Raw genomic sequence first — 21363 nt, 5'->3', positions numbered from 1 at the left:
TTGTCATTAATATGGCTCGCTGTGAAGGTGTCAAGGCACCTGAAGAAGTTGTGATTTGGAAGGGGAGCCATATGTCACTTCGTGCGTGGTTAGTAAGACGCCAGATTAGGAAGGCTTTCAGGCCGAAGGAGCATAAAGATGCGTCGCCTGAAATGCTTGGTAATCATTTTATTGAAGTTCTTGGCGGGATGGAAAAGCTCCTGCCACCGCCACCCAAAGATGTGAAAATCGAAAAGGTGGATGAAAATGGTGTTAAAGGCGAATGGGTAAGCGCACCCGGTGCTCGCGAAGATCGCATCTTCTTTTATAATCATGGCGGTGGTTATGCGTGGGGTAGCCCTAAGGCGTACCGAGAAATGGCTTACCGTTTTTCTGCCGCGTCCAAATCAATCGTATTCCTTCTTGATTATGGTCTTTCCCCTGAAGCGAAATGCCCGCAGCAGCTAGAAGAAGGCCTCGCAGCTTACGATTATGTTGTAGCGCAAAAACCTGATGCTTCTATCACCATGGGTGGCGATTCTGCGGGCGGCGGATTAACACTTTCCATGGCGCACGCCATTAGGGACAGTGGCCGCAAGCAGCTTGTAGCTCTTGCAATGATTGCACCTTGGACAGACCTGACAGGTTCCGGGAAAAGCACAACAGAGAATGCTGAAAAAGACAGCATGCTTGATCCGCGTGGGATCAGTTTTGCGGCAGACCAGTTCCGTGGTGACTGTGCGGTGGACGACCCGCGCTGTTCGCCGCATTTTGGTAGCCAGGCAAAGCTGCCTCCTATGATCCTTCAGGTGGGGCAGGATGAAATCCTCCGGGATGACGCTGTGCGTCTTGCTGAAATGGTGGAAAAGGAAGGTGGCATGGTACAACTGGATGTGTGGCCAAAGGTGCATCATGTCTGGCATTTCAGCGCGCGGATCATTCCGGAAGGCAAGCGCGCTATTAAAGATATTGGCAATTTTTTTGAACCACATTGGGGTTAAGGGGGATTTATGAAAAACGCTTTCATTACAGGCGCAGGTTCAGGTATTGGGCGTGCACTCGCACATGCTCTAGCGGATCGGGGTTACGGTGTTTTCATTACTGATATTAATGAAGATAACCTCAAGAAGGTTGAGGAAGAGCTGAAACAGAAACAGGTGAACGTGCAAGCCCGCAAGCTTGATGTGGCCGATAAAGATGCTGTTTTTGCGGCCGCTGATGAAGCAGAGAAAACCCTCGGCCCCATTGATGCTACTTTCAATAATGCAGGTGTTTCGCTGTCAGATACAGTTGAGAAAATGAGCTATGACGATTTTGAATGGCTGATGGATATTGTGTTCTGGGGCGTTGTGCACGGAACCAAGGCATTCCTTCCAAAAATGTTGGAGCGTAATAGCGGGCATATTGTGAATGTATCCAGTATCTTTGGGCATGTCGGTATTCCAAGCCAGTCTGCATATTGCGCGGCAAAGCATGCGGTGAAGGGTTTTAACGAGTCCCTCATGTATGAGCTGAAGGATACAAATGTGCAGGTGCATTCTGTGCACCCGGGTGGTGTTGATACGGGGATCGTCTCCGGCGGCAGGCACCGCCACAATGTGGATGGTGAAGTGGACGCGGATGCTCTTCAAAAGAATTTTAAAACACTGGCGATTACCACACCTGATCAAGCCGCGGAGATTATCCTGAAAGGTATGGACCGAGGTGATTACCGTATTCTGGTGGGTAAAGATGCGCGCTTTATTGACCGTTTCCAGCGCTGGTTCCCGAACTTGTGGATTAACCGTTTCAAAAAGGAAATGGATAAAAAGAGCACAGCTTTTTAAAGCCCTTGCCTCGGGGGCGTGTTTGCCCCACTTAAGGGAAAAGGTTTTGTTTCAAGGAGAGAGCAATGCGGCAGCTGCATAAGCACTATATCGGTGGTGAATGGGTATCAGTTGATGGCGCGAATATGCGCGATATCATTAACCCGGCGACCGAAAAAAAATCAGGCGAGATGATTTTGGGTACCTCCGTTGAGGTAGATATGGCGGTGGCTGCTGCCCAAAAAGCTTTTGAAACATTTGCTTTCTCTACCCGCGAAGAACGGCTTGAACTGCTTGGTAATATTATTGCTGAATATAAAAAGCGCCTACCAGAAATGGCAGCTGTTATTACTGAGGAAATGGGTGCGCCTGTAAAGCTTGCGAACACAGCGCAGGCACCGTCCGGCCTTGGGCATTTGATGACGGCTGTTGAAGTGCTGAAAAACTTTTCTTTCTATGAAGACCGAGGCCCAACACGTATTCTGAAGGAACCAATCGGTGTGGTGGGAATGATCACACCTTGGAACTGGCCGATTAATCAGATTACCTGTAAAGTGGCACCTGCGATCGCGACCGGTTGTACGATGGTATTGAAGCCTAGTGAAGTAGCGCCATATAGCTGCGAACTGTTCAATGAAATTATGCATGCGGCTGGTGTACCAGCAGGTGTTTATAATGTGGTGTATGGTGAAGGGCCAACTGTGGGTGAAGCCATCTCCGGCCATCCAGATATCGATATGGTTTCGGTTACTGGTTCAACCCGTATGGGCGCGGCCGTGCAGGCAAATGCGGCAAAAACTATCAAGCGCGTAACGCAGGAACTGGGCGGTAAATCAGCTAACATTCTGCTCGACGATGCTGATTTTGAAGCTGCCATTACTCGTGAAACCTTGGCTGCAATGCGTAACACGGGCCAAACCTGTACGCTCTTGAGCCGTATGCTTGTGCCTGCTGAGCGAATGGATGAAGCAGCAGAAATCGCAAAGAAAGCAGCTGAAACAGTGACAGTTGGTGATCCGAACGATGAGGGCACCTATATGGGCCCAATCGCTCACGGTGACCAGTTCCGCAAGGTTGGTGAACTGATGGATGTGGCTGCTAAAGAAGGCGCGCGTGTTGTAACGGGTGGCAGCGGCCGCCCTGAAGGCTTGTCTGAAGGGTATTTTGTAAAGCCAACAGTGTTCGCGGACGTAACACCGGATATGACGATCGCTCGTGAAGAAGTGTTTGGCCCAGTCCTGTCTATCATTGGCTATGATAGTGAAGAAGAAGCCATTCGTATTGCGAACGATAGTCCGTACGGCCTGTCTGGTGCTGTGCAGTCTGCCGATGCTGACCGTGCCCGCCGTATTGCCAGTAAATTGCGTACAGGTATGGTTTATATCAATGGTGCGCCTGGGGATATCTCAGCGCCGTTTGGAGGGTATAAGCAATCGGGCAATGGCCGTGAATGGGGGGATCATGCATTCCATGATTTCCTGGAGGTGAAATCAGTGCTTGGTTATAATGCCTGATCGAATTTAACAGATTGAGCGAAACCCGTTTCTAGATTAGAAGCGGGTTTTCTTATGGGGACGGTGCAAAGGGTATATTATGGCCAGCAGCAAACATGTTTTAATCAGTAAAATCCACAAATGGGTTGGCCTGCTTATTGTGATACAGATGTTGTTCTGGACAGTTGGCGGTGTGGTGATGAGCTGGATTCCCATAGAAACTGTTCGCGGTGAACATAATCGCTGGTCCCATTCTTCCCAGTATCTCAGTACAGAGAAAGCTGTTGAATTGCTTGGTAGGTATCCGGGTTTGGAACTCGCATCGCTTAGAACCCGTACCGTTGCCGATAAACCCGTTGTGGATGTGAAATTTAAAGGGAAATCTACCGAGGTTTTATGGTTGAATGATTTCTCTCCGGTCTCTGTGGATGAGAAGATGGCGGTGGAAATTGCCAAGGCAGATTTTACCGCTGAAACAGGTGATATAATGGCCGCTTTGCTAACAGAAGAGCCGGGAGATTACCGCAGAGGACTTCCGGTTTGGCAAGTCACGATGGATGATGCGGATGGTACCCGTATCTATGTTAATCCAAAAAGTGGTCGTGTAATGTCACATAGGAACGCTTATTGGCGTTTCTATGATTTCTTCTGGATGCTGCATATTATGGATTATGATGAGCGGGACGATTTTAATAACCCATTTTTGATGGTTTTTGCGTTAACCGCTGCGCTTTTCAGTGTGACAGGCTTGTTTATGATCTATTACCGTTTTCACAGGCGCGATTTCGGCCTGAAACGCAAGAAAGTAAATTAGGTGAAAACGGGGTATTAAACCCCGCTTGCTTTCAGCTTTTCATTAAAGTGCTTGCGGCACAAAGCGATGTAACGGTCATTTCCGCCAATTTCGATAGAGTCGCCTTCTTTCACCGCGTTGCCTTTGGCATCAATCCGAAGGTTCATAGTAGCTTTAGCGCCGCAAGTGCAGATGGTTTTTAACTCATTAAGTTCATCAGCAAGTGCGAGAAGCCATTTACTGCCCTCGAACAAATTGGCTTGAAAGTCTGTTCTTAGGCCATAACAAAGCACGGGAATTTTTAAGGAATCTGCCACAGCGCCCAATTGCTCTACATGTTCTCTGGTAAGGAACTGTGCCTCATCAATCAGAATACAGTGAACAGGCCTGTTCTTCAGTTCGTCAGCAATCTTGACAAATAGGTCAAGATCAGCGTCAAATATGTGTGCATCAGCTTTCAAGCCAATTCTGGATGAAATTACTGCCTTCTCATAGCGGTCATCAATTGCAGCAGTGAACAACATTGTGTTCATCCCGCGTTCTTGATAGTTGAAACTTGATTGAAGAAGGGTTGTGGTTTTACCCGCGTTCATCGCGGAATAATAAAAGTAAAGTTTAGCCATATACCCCAAGCCTTATACTTGTCGCTGATTATCAGCCTGTTATTGTGGTGTGGGCAGAGATTAGGCGCTTGTCGCTGTTGGGGCAAGCTTTGGAGGAAGAAAACATGCGTAATCTAAAATCGCTTACACTGGCAGCCTTGATGTTAGCGCCGTTTAGCACCGCTGAAGCGCAGGATAATAACCTTAAAGCACGGATGGCAGGGGAGGCTCTCGCATGGTCTGACAGCCACGGTAGGTTACGCCAGTTTATGGAAGCTTTTCCAAAAGGCGCTGATCTTCATAGCCATCTTCGCGGCGCGGTTTATGCCGAATCGTGGATTGATTGGGCAGCGGAAGATGGGCTTTGTGCCGATATGAGTGATGAATTTTATGGTCCATCCCTAAAGTTTAAAGAAAAGGAAACATGTGAGGCCAGTGGCTGGATTACCGCTGAAGCAGCTCGTGGTAATGAAAAAAGCCGCCGTGAACTTATTAATGCTATGAGCACGCGCAGCTATGTGCCGACACATAATTGGTCTGGCCATAATGATTTCTTCCAAACTTTCGCTAATATAGCCGCAGCACCGCACAGGCTTGGTGACCAAATCGCCGAAGTGGCAGAGCGTGCAGGCAGTCAGAACATTCTTTATCTGGAGCTTATGGAAACAATCGTATTCCCTGAATTGTTTCCACTCGTTGCCGGGCTTGAGCTTTCTGGTGATGTTGAACAGGATTATAAAACCTTGATGGACAGTCCGTTTGGGGCAAAAATCCCTGAACTGGTTCAATCGGTTCAAACTCAGCTTGATGCGGCGTACGCTAAGAAAGACAGGCTACTTGGTTGCGGTGAAAACTCTGAGAGCGTTGGCTGTGATGTTGAGGTCCAGTTTATTCACCAGGTAATCCGCGAATTTGAGCCAAGCATGGTGTTCGCGCAGATTATCCTGGGTTGGGAAGTCATGAAGGCTGTTCCTCAGGTTGTGGGTATCAATCTTGTTGCACCGGAAGATGGCTATCTGGCTCTTCGCGACTATAGCTACCATATGAAAATGATTGATCACCAATACCGTACTAAAGGCGCGCAGAATGTAACGCTGCATGCTGGGGAGCTCACGCTCGGGCTTGTACGTCCACATCAGCTTAAATTCCATATTCGCGAGGCAATCGAAATTGGCCATGCCAAGCGAATTGGCCACGGTATTGATATTGCGTTTGAGGATGGCAGCGATGAACTGCTTAAGCGCATGAAGGATGAGGGCATTATGGTTGAGATTAACCTCACCAGTAATGATGTAATCCTTGGTGTAAAAGGAAATGACCATCCGATTGTGCTGTACCGCGACCTTGAAGTACCTTATGCGCTAAGTACCGATGATGAAGGCGTATCCCGTATCGATCTGACGCACGAGTATATGCGCTATTTCAGGGATTATGATGTGCCGTATTTTGAACTGCGCCATGCATCCAGAAATTCACTAACATACAGCTTCCTGCCCGGTGAAAGCCTGTGGGAAAATGAGGCGTGTCGTGAAAATGTGCTTTCAGGAAGTGCCCTCAATGATGTATGTGCAGCATTCATAGAAAAAAATAAGAAGGCAAAACTGCAGTGGGAGCTGGAGATGCGGTTTAGAGAGTATGAAAAAACTCTTCGCATTCCAAAACGCAGAAAAACGAGCTTTCAATAAAAATTATAATATCCCCCGAATGGGTGAGACATAGGATTTAGTATGGCTGAAGAAAATACGAATGTGCTCGGGGGAAGTGCAGCATCTACCTCGCAGTTTGCATGTGATATGAATGCCGGTGTTGCATTCTTTCTAGATGTATCTGTGAATATTTTTGTGCTCGCGGGCGTGTTGATGGGGGTCTTTGGTTTTCCTGCTGAACATATGTTTGGTAAAATTATCCCGGGCACGATCACAGGCATTTTGCTTGGTAATTTGGCGTTTATCTGGCTTGCAAAGAAAACCACTAAAGAAACTGGCAATGAAAAGCTGACCAGTATTCCGCTTGGTATGGATCTGCCGACCGTATTTGGTATGTGTTTCTTCATTGTAGGGCCAACATATGCTGGAAGTGTAGAAGCGCTGGGTGTGGATGCGGCAGCCGATAAAGCCTGGGTCGTTGGTATGGCCAGCACAATCTGGATGGCTGTTATCAAGTTTGTCCTTTCGTTCTTCAGTCGCGCAATGCAAACACAGATGCCGCAAATGGCGCTTATTGGTGCGATGGCTGGTATTGCAACAGTGTGGCTGGGTGCAGAAGCTATCTACGGTATCTTCGAGTTGCCGGAAGTTGGCATTGTTGCCTTTTCCATCATGATTTTCTCACTTATCGCGGGACATCGTATGCCGTTTGGTATGCCCGGGGCTATTCTAGCGATTGTTGCTGGTACCTTCCTTTATTATGTTCTGGCGGTTGTAGGTGCTGGGGACGATTACGTTATCAAGCAAGCACCTGATCTTGCTGTAACGCTACCTTCAATTACATTCGCAGGCTTTGGCGGTGTGTTTGGTGATGTTACCAATTATATCGGCATCATCTTCCCGTTTGCTCTTTTGATCGCAGCGAGTTCTGTGAATGTAGTAACAGGCGCGAAGGTGGTCGGCGATGATTATGATCCGGCCAAAGTTATCCGTATGGATAGTGCCGCGACAGCAATTTCCGCATTGTTTGGTGGTATCGTGCAAACAACACCATATTTCGGGCACACTACATACAAGCGTATGGGCGCACGCACCAATTATGCGCTGGGTGCCTCCATTGCTCTTACTGTTATCGGTTTTGTTGGCTTGATTGCACTGGCTTCACAGATGATCCCATCTGCGGTTTTGAAGCCAATTCTCGTGGTTGTTGCCAGCGATATTTTGCGCCTTGCTTTTGCTGGCGGTTCAGTAGCTCATGCACCAGGGCTGCTGTTTGCGATTGTTCCGGCAATCCTGAACTATGCGCACACGAAGGTTAATGATCTATACGGACGTATTGGGGAAGCAGCCCAACAAGCTTTGATGACCGATTGGTATCCTGGCTTTGTGCTGCTTGGCGTGATGGCACGTGGGTATATTCTCACGAGCTTGATTTGGGGGGCACTGCTGGTTTGGGTCGTTGACCGTAAACTGGTACGTGCTGCAGGTGCTGCATTTGCTGCAGCTCTGTTTACTGAATTTGGAATCATCCACTCGGTTTTACCATCTGCGGGCATGTATTTGCCTTGGGCTATCCCGGAAATGGGTGGTTTTGAGGTTTTGCCGCATAGGTTAGCGACAGGGTATCTTATTGCTGGTATTATGCTTTTACTGTTTAGCCGAGTGAAAAGTAACGACGATAAAGCAAACATTTCTTGACCAACGGGTCAAGATTTGGCTTTTTACGCGCAATCCGTTTTGCGCGGATGTATAAATTTGGCCACCAAACATGGGACGTAACATGTCATCTGAGAGCCTTGTAAATAGAGGAACAGCCTTCCACGCTGAGTGGCTGGAAGGTATCCGTGTGAACAAAAGCGCTGTTGAGCGCCGCACGAGCACAATCGGTACCCGCCGGTCTGTGAAGAAAGATTCTCAAATTGCATATATGCTGAAAGCAATCAGCTGTATTGATTTGACCACACTAGCCGGTGATGACACACTAGGCCGTGTGAAACGTTTGGCACAAAAGGCAGCAAGCCCAGTGCGCCATGATATTATGGAAGCACTTGGTGTTGGTGATATGCGTATCACAACTGGCGCTGTGTGTGTGTACCATGAAATGGTGCCAGAAGCCGTTGCAGGCCTTAAAGGTTCCGGTGTTCCGGTGGCTGCTGTATCTACAGGCTTTCCAGCTGGTCTTGCGCCGATGGAAACAAGGCTAGAGGAAATTCGCCGTTCTGTTGAAGCAGGTGCTGGCGAGATTGATATCGTGGTAACACGTGCACACGTTCTTACAGGGAACTGGCAGGCGCTTTATGATGAAGTGAAAGCGTTTAAAGAAGCATGTGGCCCGGCGCTGATGAAAACTATTCTGGCGACAGGCGAGCACGGCAACCTTACACAGGTTGGTAAAGCTTCTATGGTTGCGATGATGGCTGGTTCTGATTTCATCAAAACATCCACTGGTATGGAAGGTGTGAATGCAACGCTTCCGGTATCCCTAGTGATGATCCGCCAGATCCGTGATTTCTATGAGCGTACAGGCCAGAAAGTTGGTTACAAGCCAGCGGGCGGTATAAAAACAGCGAAAGATGCTGTGACATACCTTACACTGATTAAAGAAGAACTTGGCCGTGACTGGCTGGAGCCAGAACTGTTCCGCTTTGGTGCATCAAGCCTTCTTGGTGATCTTGAACGTCAATTAGAGTATCATGCAACAGGTGGTTACTCTGCTTCTTATCGTCACCCAATGGGTTAAGGGAAAGTCATCATGAACGTTAAAGAAAAGTTTGAAAGCATGGATTACGCTCCAGCACTTGAAAGCCGTTCTGCCGCGGATAGCTGGCTTGCGGAAAATGATAAATCCTTTGGCATGTTTATTGGTGGCGAATGGGTAAAGCCTGAGGGCGCTAAAACATTCGCAACATACGCACCATCCACTGGTGAAAAGCTTGCTGATATTACTGCAGCTCGCCAGGAAGATGTTGATGCAGCGGTTCTTGCAGCTCGTACAGCACAAGGCAAGTGGGCAGCACTTGGTGGCCACGGCCGTGCGCGCTATATGTATGCGCTTGCACGCCTTGTTCAGAAACACTCCCGTGTTTTAGCGGTACTTGAAAGCCTTGATAACGGTAAGCCAATCCGTGAAAGCCGTGACATTGATGTGCCGCTGGTTGCGCGTCATTTCTATCACCATGCTGGCTGGGCTCAGCTTATGGACGAAGAGTTTCCAGAGTATGAAGCTGTTGGTGTTGCAGGGCAGGTTATTCCGTGGAACTTCCCGTTCCTGATGCTTGCCTGGAAGGTAGCTCCAGCGCTTGCAGCTGGTAACACAGTTGTTCTGAAGCCTGCTGAGTTTACATCTCTTACAGCACTTAAGTTTGCTGAACTTTGTGAAGAAGCTGGCCTTCCAAAAGGTGTTGTAAACATCGTAACCGGTGAAGGCGATGTTGGTGCTATGATTGTGGACGCTGACGTTGACAAAGTGGCATTCACCGGCTCAACAGATGTTGGTAAGATTATTCGCCGCGCAATTGCTGGTACAGGCAAGAAACTAACACTTGAGCTTGGCGGTAAATCTCCATTCATCGTGTTTGAAGATGCAGATATCGACGGCGCTGTTGAAGGTGTTGTTGATGCCATCTGGTTCAATCAGGGGCAAGTGTGCTGCGCTGGTTCTCGTCTTCTTGTGCAAGAAGGTATCGCAGATCGTTTCTTCGCGAAGCTGAAAACACGTATGGGCAACCTTCGTGTTGGTAACAGCCTTGATAAATGTATCGATATGGGTGCGGTTGTAGATAGCGTTCAGAAAGACCGTATCGAAGCACTCATCAAAAAAGGTGAAGAAGAAGGTGCGGAAGTTTATCAGGCACCGTGTGTTATGCCAACTGAAGGTGTGTTCTTCCCACCAACACTCGTGACAGGCGTTGGTACAGATAACACGCTTTACCGCGAAGAAGTATTTGGTCCGGTTCTAACGGCCGTGACTTTCCGTACGCAATCAGAAGCTGTTGGCCTTGCTAACAACTCACGATACGGGCTTGCAGCGACAGTTTGGTCTGAAAGCATTAGCCGTGCTCTCGAAGTGGCTCCAGCGCTGAAATCAGGTATCGTATGGATTAATGGCACGAACATGATGGACGCAGCTGTTGGCTTTGGTGGTTACCGTGAAAGTGGCTTTGGCCGTGAAGGTGGTCGCGAAGGTATGCTTGCATATATGAAGCACCGCTTTGAGAAAACTCTCAAAGAGTGGAAGCCGATTGCGAAGCCAGAAACTGTTGCTAAGCCAAAAGCTGGTTCTGGGCTGAGCGGTATCGACCAAACAGCGAAAATGTATATCGGAGGTAAGCAGGCGCGTCCTGATGGCGGTGACAGTGTTGCCGTTGCGACGTCCAAAGGTGCTTACGCTGGCCTTGTGAGTGCGGGTAACTACAAAGATATCCGTAATGCTGTTGAAGCTGCGACTAAAGCTTCTGGTTGGGCTGGTAAGACAAGTCACCTGCGTGCGCAGATCCTTTTCTATATCGCTGAGAACCTAAGCTCTCGCGCCACTGAGTTTGAAGAGCGCCTTGTGTCTCTAACAGGTGTTACGCAGAAAGCTGCTGAGAAAGAGGTTGAGCTATCAATCCAGCGTCTGTTCACTGCTGCTGCTTATGCTGATAAGCACGAAGGCCGTGTACATGAGCCTCCAATGCGCGGTGTTGCACTGGCAATGAACGAAGCAGTAGGAACACTTGGTATTGTATGCCCAGATGAAAGCCCGCTTCTTGCGTTTGTAACGCTGATGGCGTTTGCAATGGCGACAGGCAATACAAGTGTGATTATTCCGTCTGAGCGCTATCCGCTTCTTGCAACTGATTTCTACCAAATTCTGGAAACATCAGATGTTCCAGCTGGCGTAGTGAACATTGTAACAGGCCCGCGTGATGCGATGGCTGCGCCGCTTGCCAAGCACTTTGGTATCGACGGTATTTGGTACTTTGGTAGCCGTGAAGGCTGTGCAGATGTTGAAGCGCTAGCTGCCGATAACATGAAACGCACATGGCTTAATTACGGTAAAGCGTATGACTGGACAAACTCCGATCATATGAACCCTAAAGCATTGATGGAACGCGGTACTGAAGTGAAGAATATCTGGGTGCCTTACGGTGATGCCAACGAAGGCGGTAAATCTTACTAAGATTTATCTGAAATAATTTATGGAAGGGCTGAGTTTTCTCAGCCCTTTTTTTTGGAAAATTGCCTTAGGTAGACAGATCTGTTTCACATGTGCGTGAACGTGTACCGATCAGTAAGGTTTTTACTTTGAAATCCTGAAATCTCGCTTATATGGTAGGTGTCTAACCAAGGAACATTCCCGCTTCTGATCTCTTGGTTAGACAGCCGTGTGTGCCTCTTCAATCGCACTCTACCCGTAAGAGGTGCACACGGTAGCTCTATTATCCCTATAAACCTCTATAAAGCCAAGGTTTCAGTAGTTTGCTCAGATAGGGCATCACTGGCCATGTTAAAATACTCGAGAGGATTATAACCCCAATAAGCATAGAAATTGGCTTTGGTAGGCTGGTGATTTCCGGCGGTAGCAATGTTTGAATAAGGTAGAGTAGCGGGAAAACCGCGGATACACTGAGTGTTAGGCGTTTCCAGTACGGAGGAACACGGTTGCCAACAGTATTGGCACTATCAAACCACTGTTCAAGCCCAATTGCTTCTTTTCTAAGTGATTTGCGAATAACAAGTGGTTTAAGTACTTCCAATTGCTGCTCAAGCGCTGGTGAGGTATTCCAAGCTTCCAGGGCTTCAACTGTACGGAATTTTATCAGTGATATATATTCGGGCTTTTCCTGCTGTAGGTGCCTGATGATATCGACGGATATAAAATCAGGTTGACCGCGCATCAATTGGTGTAACTCTTTAAGCCATTGCTCAAAGGCCGGAATTTTATCCGGTTGAACGAGATTACTTACCATAAGTGTCGCAGGTTCTGTGGTCATCTAACCCTCCATCGACTGATTTATTTTAGTATACAGAGTGATAGATTTTTTTAAATAAAGAAAAAACTTGAAAAAATAACAATCAAAGAACACATTGTGGGAAAGATAGTTTGGTAGTGGGGAAAAGCCATGGATAGGCGTAGTAGAATAGTAGTGTTTTTTGTGTATTTCCTTGCATTCTTGGGAATTGCACTACCGTATCCTGTTTTTACCCCCTTGTTTTTGGATGGTCATATTGAAAGTGGGCTTTCTCCTGAAGTTGCACTCGGAATTGCTCTTGCCGTATACCCATTGGGGCTTTTCTTTGGTGGCGGTACACTCGGTTCGCTCTCGGATAAGTATGGTCGGCGTCCGGTTTTACTTGGGTCGCTCTTCTTAACTACACTTGGAACTGTTTGGTCTGGCTTTGCTATTATTCAGGAAGATTTCTGGCAGTTAGTGATAAGCCGCATGGTAACAGGATACTTTGAAGCCAACAGCAGTATAGCTCGTGCCATGCTTATCGACCGAGAAAAAGATGGTGCTAAAGCCTCATCTTTCGCCTTCCTGAGTATCGGTGGCTATGGCGGTTATTTATTTGGTCCGGTGCTCGGCGGATTGCTTGCTACATACTCAAACGATATGCCATTTCTTGTGGCTGGTATTGCCAGCGGTATTGCCTTTGTTATGGCTGTTCTGTGGTTGCCTGAAACTAATGAGCAGGTATTGCAGTTTGGTGTAAATAAAACAGCTAAACGCCCGGGTGTGATCAAAATGCTGGCCTCTCATGCAATGTTCAGACAGCTGCTGTTTGCACAGTTCATGCTTACTATGTGTATCAATACTTTTTACCAGTTCTATCCACTGCTTCTTAATACCCGTTGGGGGGCTGGGCCTGAAGAAATTGCGTTTATTAATGCCTTCTTCACTGGAACGATGATTTTATTTGCGTTCGTGGGAGTGCCAAAGATCGAGAAAATGATGACCCTTGGTCATAACCTCATCATTGCTGGCACTGTATTGGCGATCTTTATGATGGTGATCTTGTTGTCAGAGAACTATGTGATGGCAATTGTAATCGCCACGGTAATTGGTGTGGCTGTAAGCATCTTGAATGCGGCTATTCCCGCTTTTATGAGCCGGGAGACGCAAGATTTAGAACAGGGCGCCGTAATGGGTAGCCTGACATCCAGCTTCTGTATGTCTCAGGCTGTAATCAGTGTACTTGGGGGCTATGTAGCGACATATAGCCTTAGTATCACATATGGCTTGGGGGCAATAGCTGCCATCATAGGCGTTATACAGGTACAGCGGATTAGAAGAATAGGGCGCAAGATAGCTGTATAACTATCTCGCGGCTCTGGCTCTAAGTCTCTCCAGCGATGTTTCGCACCATTCAATGTATGCTTTGTTTACTCTTAGTCCCGCATCGAGGGTGAGTTGGGTGAAGAAGTCATCATCACTTAGCTGATCGGGATAACCATCATCCTCGTCTTTCCATCCATCTTCAATAGACTGAAGTGTTTGGCAGGTTCCTTTAATGCGGGTAAGCAAATCTTCCATGAACTTGATAGCTTGTTCAGGGCTTTGATGTTCATTCAGGAAAAAGACCTGAGCAAGGTACGGATGACGTAGCGGTGCTGTACCAGGGCCTGTTGACAACCACTTTAAAAGCTCTTCCCGGCCTGCTGCGGTTCGGAGATAAAGTTTTTTGTCCGGCCCTTTCTCAGAAGGCATTGTTTCTACTTCCGCCAAGCCTTCATTTACGAGTTTTTTTAGGGCAGGGTAGAGCTGTGAAAGCTCCGCAAACCAGAAGTGCCTAAGGGTAGTGTCGAATTTTTGTTTTAGTTCGTAGCCACTGGTTGGCGTTGCGGTTAGTCCAAGTAAAATATGTGGCAGGCTCATACAGTTGCTTCAGTTTTAGACTTCCTTGAGGGAAGAGGGTCGTTAAATTTCTTTCGGTAGTGCCGTTCCCAAATGGCGATCGCTGGAACGCCGATGAAGGTTGGGGCAAGCCAAGGCACAATAGCAAGCATGCCAGATAAACCCAAATCAATAAATCGAGCAGATCCGAAAACCAGAAAGGCTGTATGGAAAGCAATGCCTGCAATAAGCATGGCTGAAAGATGTTCATACCACCACTGTTTTTTAGACCTTTTTTTGCCTGAGATATAAGCGTTGATCTGCAGATAGGTTACAATGCCAACCGGTGACATAGCGTAAAGTAGAATAGAGCTATCAGGTTGGGCAACTAACCCGAAAAGTACCAATACTGCGCTTGCTATCAGGCAACCATAACTGAATATGTAATTGAGAAGAGTACCGTGTATCGTTTGTTCTTTTTTATGCGATAGCACCAGCATGCCGTGCCTGAGGATAGCTGCGGTGGTTAGGCATAGATAGCCAAGGAACATAACAAGGGCGATTGAGTTTTTGTTTTCCCGAAAACTGTTACCATTTCCGTAAAGTGCGATGAGTTTAAGAAGCAGAACCAGTGATCCTGCAATCACCACCACATATCCTGCATTCACAAATACCTTACCTATCTTTTTATGGTTGATAGAACCTTTCTTTAGAAAGACCGGTATCCAGAATGCGATAAGCCCGACACCACCAGCAAGGATATGTATCCACCTTAAGCTTTCAATCATTAGAGGCATCATTATATGGCTCCTATTAAATATCTATATAAATATTTATATAGTAAAAATATAGAAATTCAATGACGATGAATTTCATTAAAGCTGTTAGGTGGTTTAATCGGGAGAGTTCCATGGTTTTGCCAATGAAAACAAATGGTTGATACCTTCATTGCATAAAGTTGAAATATGAAAGTGTTTAATATATATGCGATGTGGCTAATCACAACTTAAAGAAACCAAGGTTTTCTTCTTGAAATATGATGAAATCATCGCTTAGTCTCCGCAGCGAGAAACATAGTAATGCACAGTATAAATGTGACAAAAATGGTAATAAATAAAATAAAAACCCGCTCGAATAGTGAATATTTCAGGTTTTAGATAAATTCTATATATAAGATTTAAGTAAAGCCCTGAACTCACTCAATAATGATACCTGTCATCATTTGTACGCATTACTCTCTTTATGGGGATAATGGGGCAAAAAGATGCGTTTTGAAACCAAGCGGGATGGAGACGTCGTGAATATGATCGTTTCCGGTTCACTTTCCTTTGAAGATTGCAGGGAGTGGCGCAAGTTAGTGGAAGCAGTACTCAAGATTGATGTCGCGAGGTATGTTTTAGACCTTACGGCTCTGGAGTCTATAGATTCTGCAGGTCTTGGCATGATGTTGAATATGCGGGACTGGGCAGAGGGGAAGCAGAAAACAGTAGGTATTAAGCTGGCGGATGAAAGTGTGTCTGGTAACATGATACGCTTGGCAAAGTTTGAAGATTGGATCATTGCGTAACCGTTATGAAGTTGTGTTTTTATATCTTACACAGCCCTTCTGTCAGTAAAAAGAGTTCGTAAATTATATATCTTTAACATTTCGAAACCATTTTAGATTTTAATCGTATCTAGACCGAGACTTGGTGATTTTCTTTCGCTATTAGGTGGGTGCATTTTGAAATCTATACTAGATATTTCTCTGTATGTAGGATTCGTTTTTCTTACTTTGATCGCCATTCTAATGGTGCCAGGGTCATCTGATAAATTGATGATTATTACGCCGTCAAAATCCACAGGCACAAATATTTATGGGATTTTAGATGGCACAGATGCCCGCCTTATCTCCAAGGTCTCTGATCATAGATATATTATCGAAAATACAGGCAACAAATTGGTTAGCCAGCTATACCAGAATGGCGCGTTTCTGGTGTTAAATGCTGCTCCCATTTATGGGTGCGGAGCGAAGGAGCAACCACGTTCCAAAGCTGATATGGCATTTGCGGCAACGCTTTCCGAAAAATAGGGGAAATTCATGAACCATCTCGAAAATATTCAGCTATCTGTTACCAGATACCTCTCTATGGCTTTGTGGGTGCATATCCCTGTGGTGTTGATTGCAGTACTGATGATTGGGCAGGAAAGCCTTGTTACCACAACTATCTTAACCGTGGTTGTTGCAGCCGTTCCTACGGTAGCAATGCGCATGGGAATAGCGGAGGAAATGCAGCGGTCACTTGTTGCTGTTTCTCTTGTATTGATGGCAGCTATTCTCGTGTTTGTCTTCAGGGGACATCCTTGGCAAATTGATATCCACATGTACTTTTTTGCAGTACTGGCGATGTTGGCTGCGCTTTGTGATGCAAGGGCTATCCTCGTTTCGGCCGCTGTCATTGCGGTACATCATTTGCTCTTTAACACGGTTATCCCGAGCTGGGTTTTCCCAGAAGGTGGTGACTTCGGGCGGGTCGTTCTCCATGCTGTTATTGTGGTCTTTGAAACTGCTGTTTTAACATGGCTTGCAGTTCAGATCGTTGCAGCTTTCGAGGGGGCAGAACAAGCTGAAAAAAGAGCTTCTGAGGAAGCAGAAGTTGCGAAAGAAAAGGCTGTAGCAGCTGAGGAAGCAACTGAAGCTGCAGAGGCGAACATGGCTGTTGCGAAAGAAGCGCAGGCAGAAGTTGAAAAGATGGCGGAAGAAAATGCTCATCAACGTGAGCAAATGGAAAGGCAGGCTGCGGAAGCGCGAATACAACTAGCGGAAGAATTTGATCAAAGCCTTTCTGGTATGCTGCAAGAATTGTCAGTGGTTATGACCCAGCTTGAAAGTGAGGCTGAAAACCTTAATCAAATATCATCTGAAACAAGCGAGTCGATGAGTGCAGCATCGCGTGCCACAGAAAATGTTTCTGGTAATGTGAACTCTGTAGCATCTAGTTCTGAAGAAATGTCAGCGTCTGTGAATGAAATTGCCCGTCAGGTTAGCGGTAGTTCAACAGTGGCTGATCAGGCGCTTACCTACGCTAACCAGAGTGAGAAAACCATCTCTACACTCTCTGAACGAGCAAACCGTATCAACGAAGCATTGAAGATGATCGGCGATATCGCCGAGCAAACCAACTTGCTGGCTCTGAATGCTACGATTGAGGCAGCGCGTGCTGGTGATGCGGGTAAAGGTTTTGCTGTTGTGGCAAGTGAAGTGAAATCACTTGCAAATCAATCAGCTAATGCCACAGAGGAAATTGGAAATTTGCTTGCAGGTATTCGTGATGCCACTGAGGAAGCGGTGTCAGTAAATCAAAAAATCGTATCCGTTGTTGGTGAGATAAGCGAAAACTCTGCAGGTATCGCAGCCGCTGTCGAAGAACAATCAGCCGCGACGGAAGAAATCGCTCGTGCAGCTCAAGCGGCAGCAGGTGAAACAAGTGAGGCCAATCATAGCGTGAAGCGCCTTAGTGAGGTTGGTGGACGCATTGCTGTGGTAGCTGAAACCACGGTGAATGCTGTTCATACTCTTTCTGAAAAAACTGAGCAATTATCGCAAAAAGCGGATGAGTTTATCGCCACCATTCGTGCGTAACATTTGTTCTCAGAGTATTCGAAAGAAGGAGATGCCTTGTGGTATCTCCTTCTTTTTTTGATTCGATTGACCTTCACCAAACTCGAAGTTTACCTGGCCGTCGAATAATGCAGTGTTATGCGAGTATATATAATACCCGCGTGAGCGCGCGCATGCCTGCATGTGCACCCGTTCAATATTATGCTTGAAATAAAAGTTTTCTTTGTAACTAAAAAACTTTATGAAAGTTTCATGAAGGGTGTTGACAGCTGGATCAGCTTCAGCCTATACAGCAATCATTCGGCAAAGGAACTCGCATGGTGCGGGCTAAAGATGCCGTAAACGGATTTGAATTAATGACCCATACTTGGACATATAAACCACAACTGACAAAGTGCGCGCAGGCCTTTATGCGCTCAGCACTAGTCATTACGTGTGTCCGAGGAGGGAGCAGCTAAAACTTGGTGAAAAGTTAAAATAGCTGAAATGAATTGAAACCCTCTCGGACCAGATAAGTCCCAGAGGGTTTTTTGTTACCTGAGCCCAGAAATTAACCTCTAACGCAACCAGATTTAATGACCGCAGGAATAGGAACCCTGCAAAAGAAGCGAGAAGAAAAATGAACGCGCAAGTTTTTGAAAATCAGTTTTCCCCTAGGCACCCATTTTTTGGCGAGAATGGTGTGCGCTCCCCCAAGCGGGCTGCAGATTTTGGCGGTATGGTCGCTGATATCTCAGCCCGCTACCGGGCGGCCATGGGAACTGGTGGCCTGATGGTCGGGCTTGCAGCGCTCTCTGAAAAACAGCAATCCGAGTACACAAGAGGATAGGCGGAGCTACTGGCTCCAGTGTGGTGAGCAGAATGATATTGACGTCGGAATCATGCTCAATCTGCTCACCACTTTAACCGCCCTAAAAGGGGCACATACTGAACAAAGTTTTACCATGCCTACGGGCGATATAAAATGTGAATACAAAATTATGTTCACGATCATTGCAAAGCAGAGTTTCTCATTTGCCGAAGGAACAGGAGGAAAAAATGGCAATCTTTTTCAATACGCGTTTAGACAGTTACGAAGGTTTTAGAACAACTTCAGAGCATGCTGTTGAACTGGATGGTACACATTGGCGCAGCGTTGAACATTATGTTCAGGCACAGCGATTCAAATGTGAAACAACGCGTGAGGAAATCAGAACAGCTGACTATGCGTTCGAAGCAAAATCTCTGGCACGTACACGCCCTGACGCCTTAAGGCATGATTGGGAAGATGTGCGCGATGAGATCATGGAAATCGCAAATCGTGCAAAGTTTTCAAAGCACAAGCAGTTGGCTGAAAAACTGAAAGAAACCGAAGATGAGGAACTGATCGAAGCCTCCCCTATGAGCCGTTATTGGGGCGCAGGCGCTGATGGTTTGGGCCGTAATAGGCTTGGTGAAATATTGATGAAAATCCGTGATGAGCTTAGGGAACCGTTACCCTCGCTCGGTGGATAGTCGAAGAGATTTAGTGTAGGATATAGCCATGAGTGCGATCCATTACTTACCTACTCCAGCTCGAGCGCTGGACCGTTATGAGGCCTTTAAAGCTGTACTGCCGCAAAAGGTAGCACAAGCTCGCAGAGGCGTTGGTGGTTTTATTACTCTTGATCTTGGAAACGTTCGAGGTAAGGACGCGATTACTGAACAAGCCCAATTCGATTGGCACTTCTGGATATATATGTGTGATTGGGACTTGCACAAAAATGGATCACGTATCCTATGGCGCCGGGAAAGTGATAACGCTTTGGCGGGCGCAGTTCTCAGCCAGCTTGAAGGTGAGTATCTAACCGCGTTTGAGTATGATGAGCATGATGACTGTTTTGAACTGCACTTCACGGGTGGTTTTCACCTAAATATTGATCCAGACTTCTACGGTTTTGAACCGACTGACGATCTGTTCATGCTGTTTGAGTTTGGTAAAAATGACTGCTTGTCCTATAGCCCTGAAAGGCGATTTTATCAGGCAGCTTGATAATAAGCGGCTTTGGCCGCTTATTCTTTCCCAAGTTCAAACACCATTAAATCCTCCCCCCATGTCAGGTCGCCAATATAGGTCTGCCGGATCTGATTTATTACAGCATCTTTGCTGCCACTCCAAACCAGCTGGTGATGAAGCACTAAATGCTTAACGTTGGCGTTGCTAGCGAGTTTTCCCAAGTCTGGGCCAGAGGTATGAGCAGCTTTGTGGTATACTTGCCAGTCCTCGGTGCGTTTGGCGAGCGCCTCAGCATCATATACTTCATGAATCAACAGATCTGCATCTTTTGCTGCTTCTTCAAGAGCAGGGCAATAAGTAGTGTCGCCAGAAATAACGACTGATTTTCCTTCATGAGTAAATTTGAAGCCGTACGCTTCCTTCCAATCACCGTGGCAAACAGGGATGGCCTCTACCGTAAGAGCATTGTCTTTATATATAATACCGGGTGTGGCATCTGAAGCATCTACTTGCCACCCGGTCGTGTTTGCTGGCTCAGCTCCCTCAATGCGAATGTTAACATCCTCACTGTATGCCTTTTGGATAAAATCTACCATTTGGGCTGTGCCCTTGGGGCCATAAATTTTAAGCGGTTCTGTACGCTCTAATGTCCATGGTGAATAGATAAGATCAGGCAAACCGAGTGTGTGATCAGAGTGCAGGTGAGTGAGCAGGGCTCGGGATAAATTCGGCTGCGCCAGCGCTTTTATACCGTTTCTTTCCGCAGCGGAGATGCGCCTTACAACACCAGGCCCCGCATCAATGATCCAGGGTTTTCCGTCAACAATCACAGCGGTTGCAGCACCGGCGCGTTCGGGAACAGGGTTCGGGGTCCCAGTGCCTAGTAGAACAACTGTCATATCCGCATGTGCTGATGAAGGTAGCGCTGTACCTAACAAAAACACTGAACCAATTACGATTGATTTCATCAAGCCCTCCCAAACCAATCTACGAAAACAATTCTTTTTAGAATGACTTCCTTTGGTTGAAAAATAAATTATTCGAGTTAAAGAAGTTTAAGCAGTTGATGAGATGATGGAATGGGGGCCCAATGGAAGGTATTATTAAACAGCTAATCCAGAAACAAGAAGTAGTAGATGTTGATACTTACAACGGCGATGACACTCTTGTTGGGATACTAGTCACACAATCAGGCGATTTTGTTTTGCTACAGCGCGTGGCAGAGGAGGGGCTGTATGATGGAGGCACAATAATTGAACTCTCAAATGTTTTTCGGGTGCGTGCTGAAACAAATGCTCTGAAAAATCAAATGCAAGTTTTAGCGGACCAAAAACTGCCTAGTATGCCGAGGATCGACTTCGCATGCTGGAGGGGCATTTTACAGTCTTTGAAGGAAAGTGACAATGTGGTGTCTATCCACTGTGAAAATGTTGATAGTTCTATGTGTTGGGTTGGACAGGTAGCAGCTATAATTGATGATGTGGTTGAATTGCGAAGTTTTGGGACATACGATTATCCTGAGATACATCGTACGTATCTAAATATCGATGATATCACCCGTATTGATCTTGATCGCAGGTACGAATTAGGAATCTATACTTTTGTTATGGAAGCTCTAGGCGAAAAAAAAGCCCGATAATGCTATCGGGCTT

21 protein-coding genes are annotated in these 21363 nt (G+C 46.6%); 16 read left to right on the top strand and 5 right to left on the bottom strand.

Features of this window, described 5'->3' with window-relative positions; genetic code table 11:
• Nucleotides 1–71: 71 nt before the first annotated feature.
• From KFE96_RS15685 to KFE96_RS15670, 4 genes are all read left to right on the top strand, one after another.
• Entirely contained in the window at nucleotides 72–980 is a 909-nt protein-coding gene (locus tag KFE96_RS15685) for an alpha/beta hydrolase (protein WP_255833487.1), read from the top strand.
• 9 nt (nucleotides 981–989) lie between these two features.
• Nucleotides 990–1805 (top strand): SDR family oxidoreductase, encoded by an 816-nt coding sequence (locus tag KFE96_RS15680; protein WP_247016794.1) that lies wholly within the window; start codon nucleotides 990–992, stop codon nucleotides 1803–1805.
• 65 nt (nucleotides 1806–1870) lie between these two features.
• A complete protein-coding gene (locus KFE96_RS15675; protein ID WP_255833486.1) occupies nucleotides 1871–3298 on the top strand; it encodes an aldehyde dehydrogenase family protein in 1428 nt (475 codons plus the stop codon).
• 79 nt (nucleotides 3299–3377) lie between these two features.
• Nucleotides 3378–4091 carry a PepSY domain-containing protein gene (locus KFE96_RS15670; RefSeq protein WP_255833485.1) on the top strand — a complete coding sequence of 238 codons (714 nt, stop codon included), beginning with the start codon at nucleotides 3378–3380 and terminating at the stop codon, nucleotides 4089–4091.
• Nucleotides 4092–4105: 14 nt separating this feature from the next.
• On the opposite strand, the gene KFE96_RS15665 is transcribed toward KFE96_RS15670, so the two are convergent.
• Nucleotides 4106–4693: a thymidine kinase gene (locus KFE96_RS15665; protein WP_255833484.1), complete on the bottom strand. Its 588-nt coding sequence runs from the start codon at nucleotides 4691–4693 to the stop codon at nucleotides 4106–4108.
• A 104-nt stretch (nucleotides 4694–4797) separates the two neighbouring features.
• On the opposite strand from KFE96_RS15665, the gene KFE96_RS15660 reads away from it, so the two are divergent.
• From KFE96_RS15660 to KFE96_RS15645, 4 genes are all read left to right on the top strand, one after another.
• The gene (locus tag KFE96_RS15660; RefSeq protein ID WP_255833483.1) at nucleotides 4798–6357 is read left to right on the top strand and encodes a hypothetical protein; all 1560 of its coding nucleotides are present in this window, start codon (nucleotides 4798–4800) and stop codon (nucleotides 6355–6357) included.
• Nucleotides 6358–6399: 42 nt separating this feature from the next.
• Entirely contained in the window at nucleotides 6400–8016 is a 1617-nt protein-coding gene (locus tag KFE96_RS15655) for a hypothetical protein (protein ID WP_247016783.1), read from the top strand.
• A gap of 82 nt (nucleotides 8017–8098) precedes the next feature.
• Entirely contained in the window at nucleotides 8099–9058 is a 960-nt protein-coding gene (gene deoC, locus KFE96_RS15650) for a deoxyribose-phosphate aldolase (RefSeq protein ID WP_255833481.1), read from the top strand.
• A 12-nt stretch (nucleotides 9059–9070) separates the two neighbouring features.
• Nucleotides 9071–11479, top strand: a complete 2409-nt coding sequence (locus KFE96_RS15645) for an aldehyde dehydrogenase family protein (RefSeq protein WP_255833479.1) — start codon at nucleotides 9071–9073, stop codon at nucleotides 11477–11479.
• Between the two features lie 265 nt (nucleotides 11480–11744).
• On the opposite strand, the gene KFE96_RS15640 is transcribed toward KFE96_RS15645, so the two are convergent.
• Entirely contained in the window at nucleotides 11745–12293 is a 549-nt protein-coding gene (locus KFE96_RS15640) for an antibiotic biosynthesis monooxygenase (protein ID WP_255833477.1), read from the bottom strand.
• Nucleotides 12294–12422: 129 nt separating this feature from the next.
• Here KFE96_RS15640 and KFE96_RS15635 point away from each other — a divergent pair, with 129 nt between their 5' ends.
• Entirely contained in the window at nucleotides 12423–13619 is a 1197-nt protein-coding gene (locus KFE96_RS15635) for an MFS transporter (RefSeq protein WP_255833475.1), read from the top strand.
• Here KFE96_RS15635 and KFE96_RS15630 read toward each other — a convergent pair whose 3' ends face one another.
• Both KFE96_RS15630 and KFE96_RS15625 read right to left on the bottom strand, forming a co-directional pair.
• Nucleotides 13620–14177, bottom strand: a complete 558-nt coding sequence (locus tag KFE96_RS15630; RefSeq protein WP_255833474.1) for a PadR family transcriptional regulator — start codon at nucleotides 14175–14177, stop codon at nucleotides 13620–13622.
• Nucleotides 14174–14935 (bottom strand): hypothetical protein, encoded by a 762-nt coding sequence (locus KFE96_RS15625; protein WP_255833473.1) that lies wholly within the window; start codon nucleotides 14933–14935, stop codon nucleotides 14174–14176. The genes KFE96_RS15630 and KFE96_RS15625 overlap by 4 nt, the downstream gene beginning before the upstream one ends.
• 464 nt (nucleotides 14936–15399) lie before the next feature.
• Here KFE96_RS15625 and KFE96_RS15620 point away from each other — a divergent pair, with 464 nt between their 5' ends.
• From KFE96_RS15620 to KFE96_RS15595, 6 genes are all read left to right on the top strand, one after another.
• Nucleotides 15400–15702 (top strand): STAS domain-containing protein, encoded by a 303-nt coding sequence (locus KFE96_RS15620; RefSeq protein WP_370650522.1) that lies wholly within the window; start codon nucleotides 15400–15402, stop codon nucleotides 15700–15702.
• A gap of 156 nt (nucleotides 15703–15858) precedes the next feature.
• Nucleotides 15859–16206, top strand: a complete 348-nt coding sequence (locus KFE96_RS15615; RefSeq protein ID WP_255833472.1) for a hypothetical protein — start codon at nucleotides 15859–15861, stop codon at nucleotides 16204–16206.
• A 9-nt stretch (nucleotides 16207–16215) separates the two neighbouring features.
• The gene (locus KFE96_RS15610; RefSeq protein WP_255833471.1) at nucleotides 16216–17757 is read left to right on the top strand and encodes a methyl-accepting chemotaxis protein; all 1542 of its coding nucleotides are present in this window, start codon (nucleotides 16216–16218) and stop codon (nucleotides 17755–17757) included.
• A gap of 598 nt (nucleotides 17758–18355) precedes the next feature.
• The gene (locus KFE96_RS15605; RefSeq protein WP_255833470.1) at nucleotides 18356–18565 is read left to right on the top strand and encodes a hypothetical protein; all 210 of its coding nucleotides are present in this window, start codon (nucleotides 18356–18358) and stop codon (nucleotides 18563–18565) included.
• Between the two features lie 209 nt (nucleotides 18566–18774).
• Nucleotides 18775–19230 (top strand): NADAR family protein, encoded by a 456-nt coding sequence (locus KFE96_RS15600; RefSeq protein WP_255833469.1) that lies wholly within the window; start codon nucleotides 18775–18777, stop codon nucleotides 19228–19230.
• 28 nt (nucleotides 19231–19258) lie between these two features.
• Nucleotides 19259–19747: a hypothetical protein gene (locus KFE96_RS15595; protein ID WP_255833468.1), complete on the top strand. Its 489-nt coding sequence runs from the start codon at nucleotides 19259–19261 to the stop codon at nucleotides 19745–19747.
• Nucleotides 19748–19767: 20 nt separating this feature from the next.
• Here the strand turns inward: KFE96_RS15595 and KFE96_RS15590 are convergent, their stop codons facing one another.
• Nucleotides 19768–20679, bottom strand: a complete 912-nt coding sequence (locus KFE96_RS15590; RefSeq protein WP_255833467.1) for an MBL fold metallo-hydrolase — start codon at nucleotides 20677–20679, stop codon at nucleotides 19768–19770.
• A gap of 122 nt (nucleotides 20680–20801) precedes the next feature.
• Between KFE96_RS15590 and KFE96_RS15585 the strand changes: the two genes are divergently transcribed.
• Nucleotides 20802–21350, top strand: coding sequence for a hypothetical protein (locus KFE96_RS15585; protein ID WP_255833466.1), 549 nt, complete (start codon nucleotides 20802–20804; stop codon nucleotides 21348–21350).
• Nucleotides 21351–21363 lie beyond the last annotated feature (13 nt).

Origin of the sequence: Kordiimonas sp. SCSIO 12603 (assembly GCF_024398035.1) — a bacterium.
In the GTDB taxonomy this organism is placed as follows: Bacteria; Pseudomonadota; Alphaproteobacteria; order Sphingomonadales; family Kordiimonadaceae; genus Kordiimonas.
The sequence above is the reverse complement of the archived record's forward strand: the minus strand, read 5'-3'. Positions and strand labels throughout refer to the sequence as shown.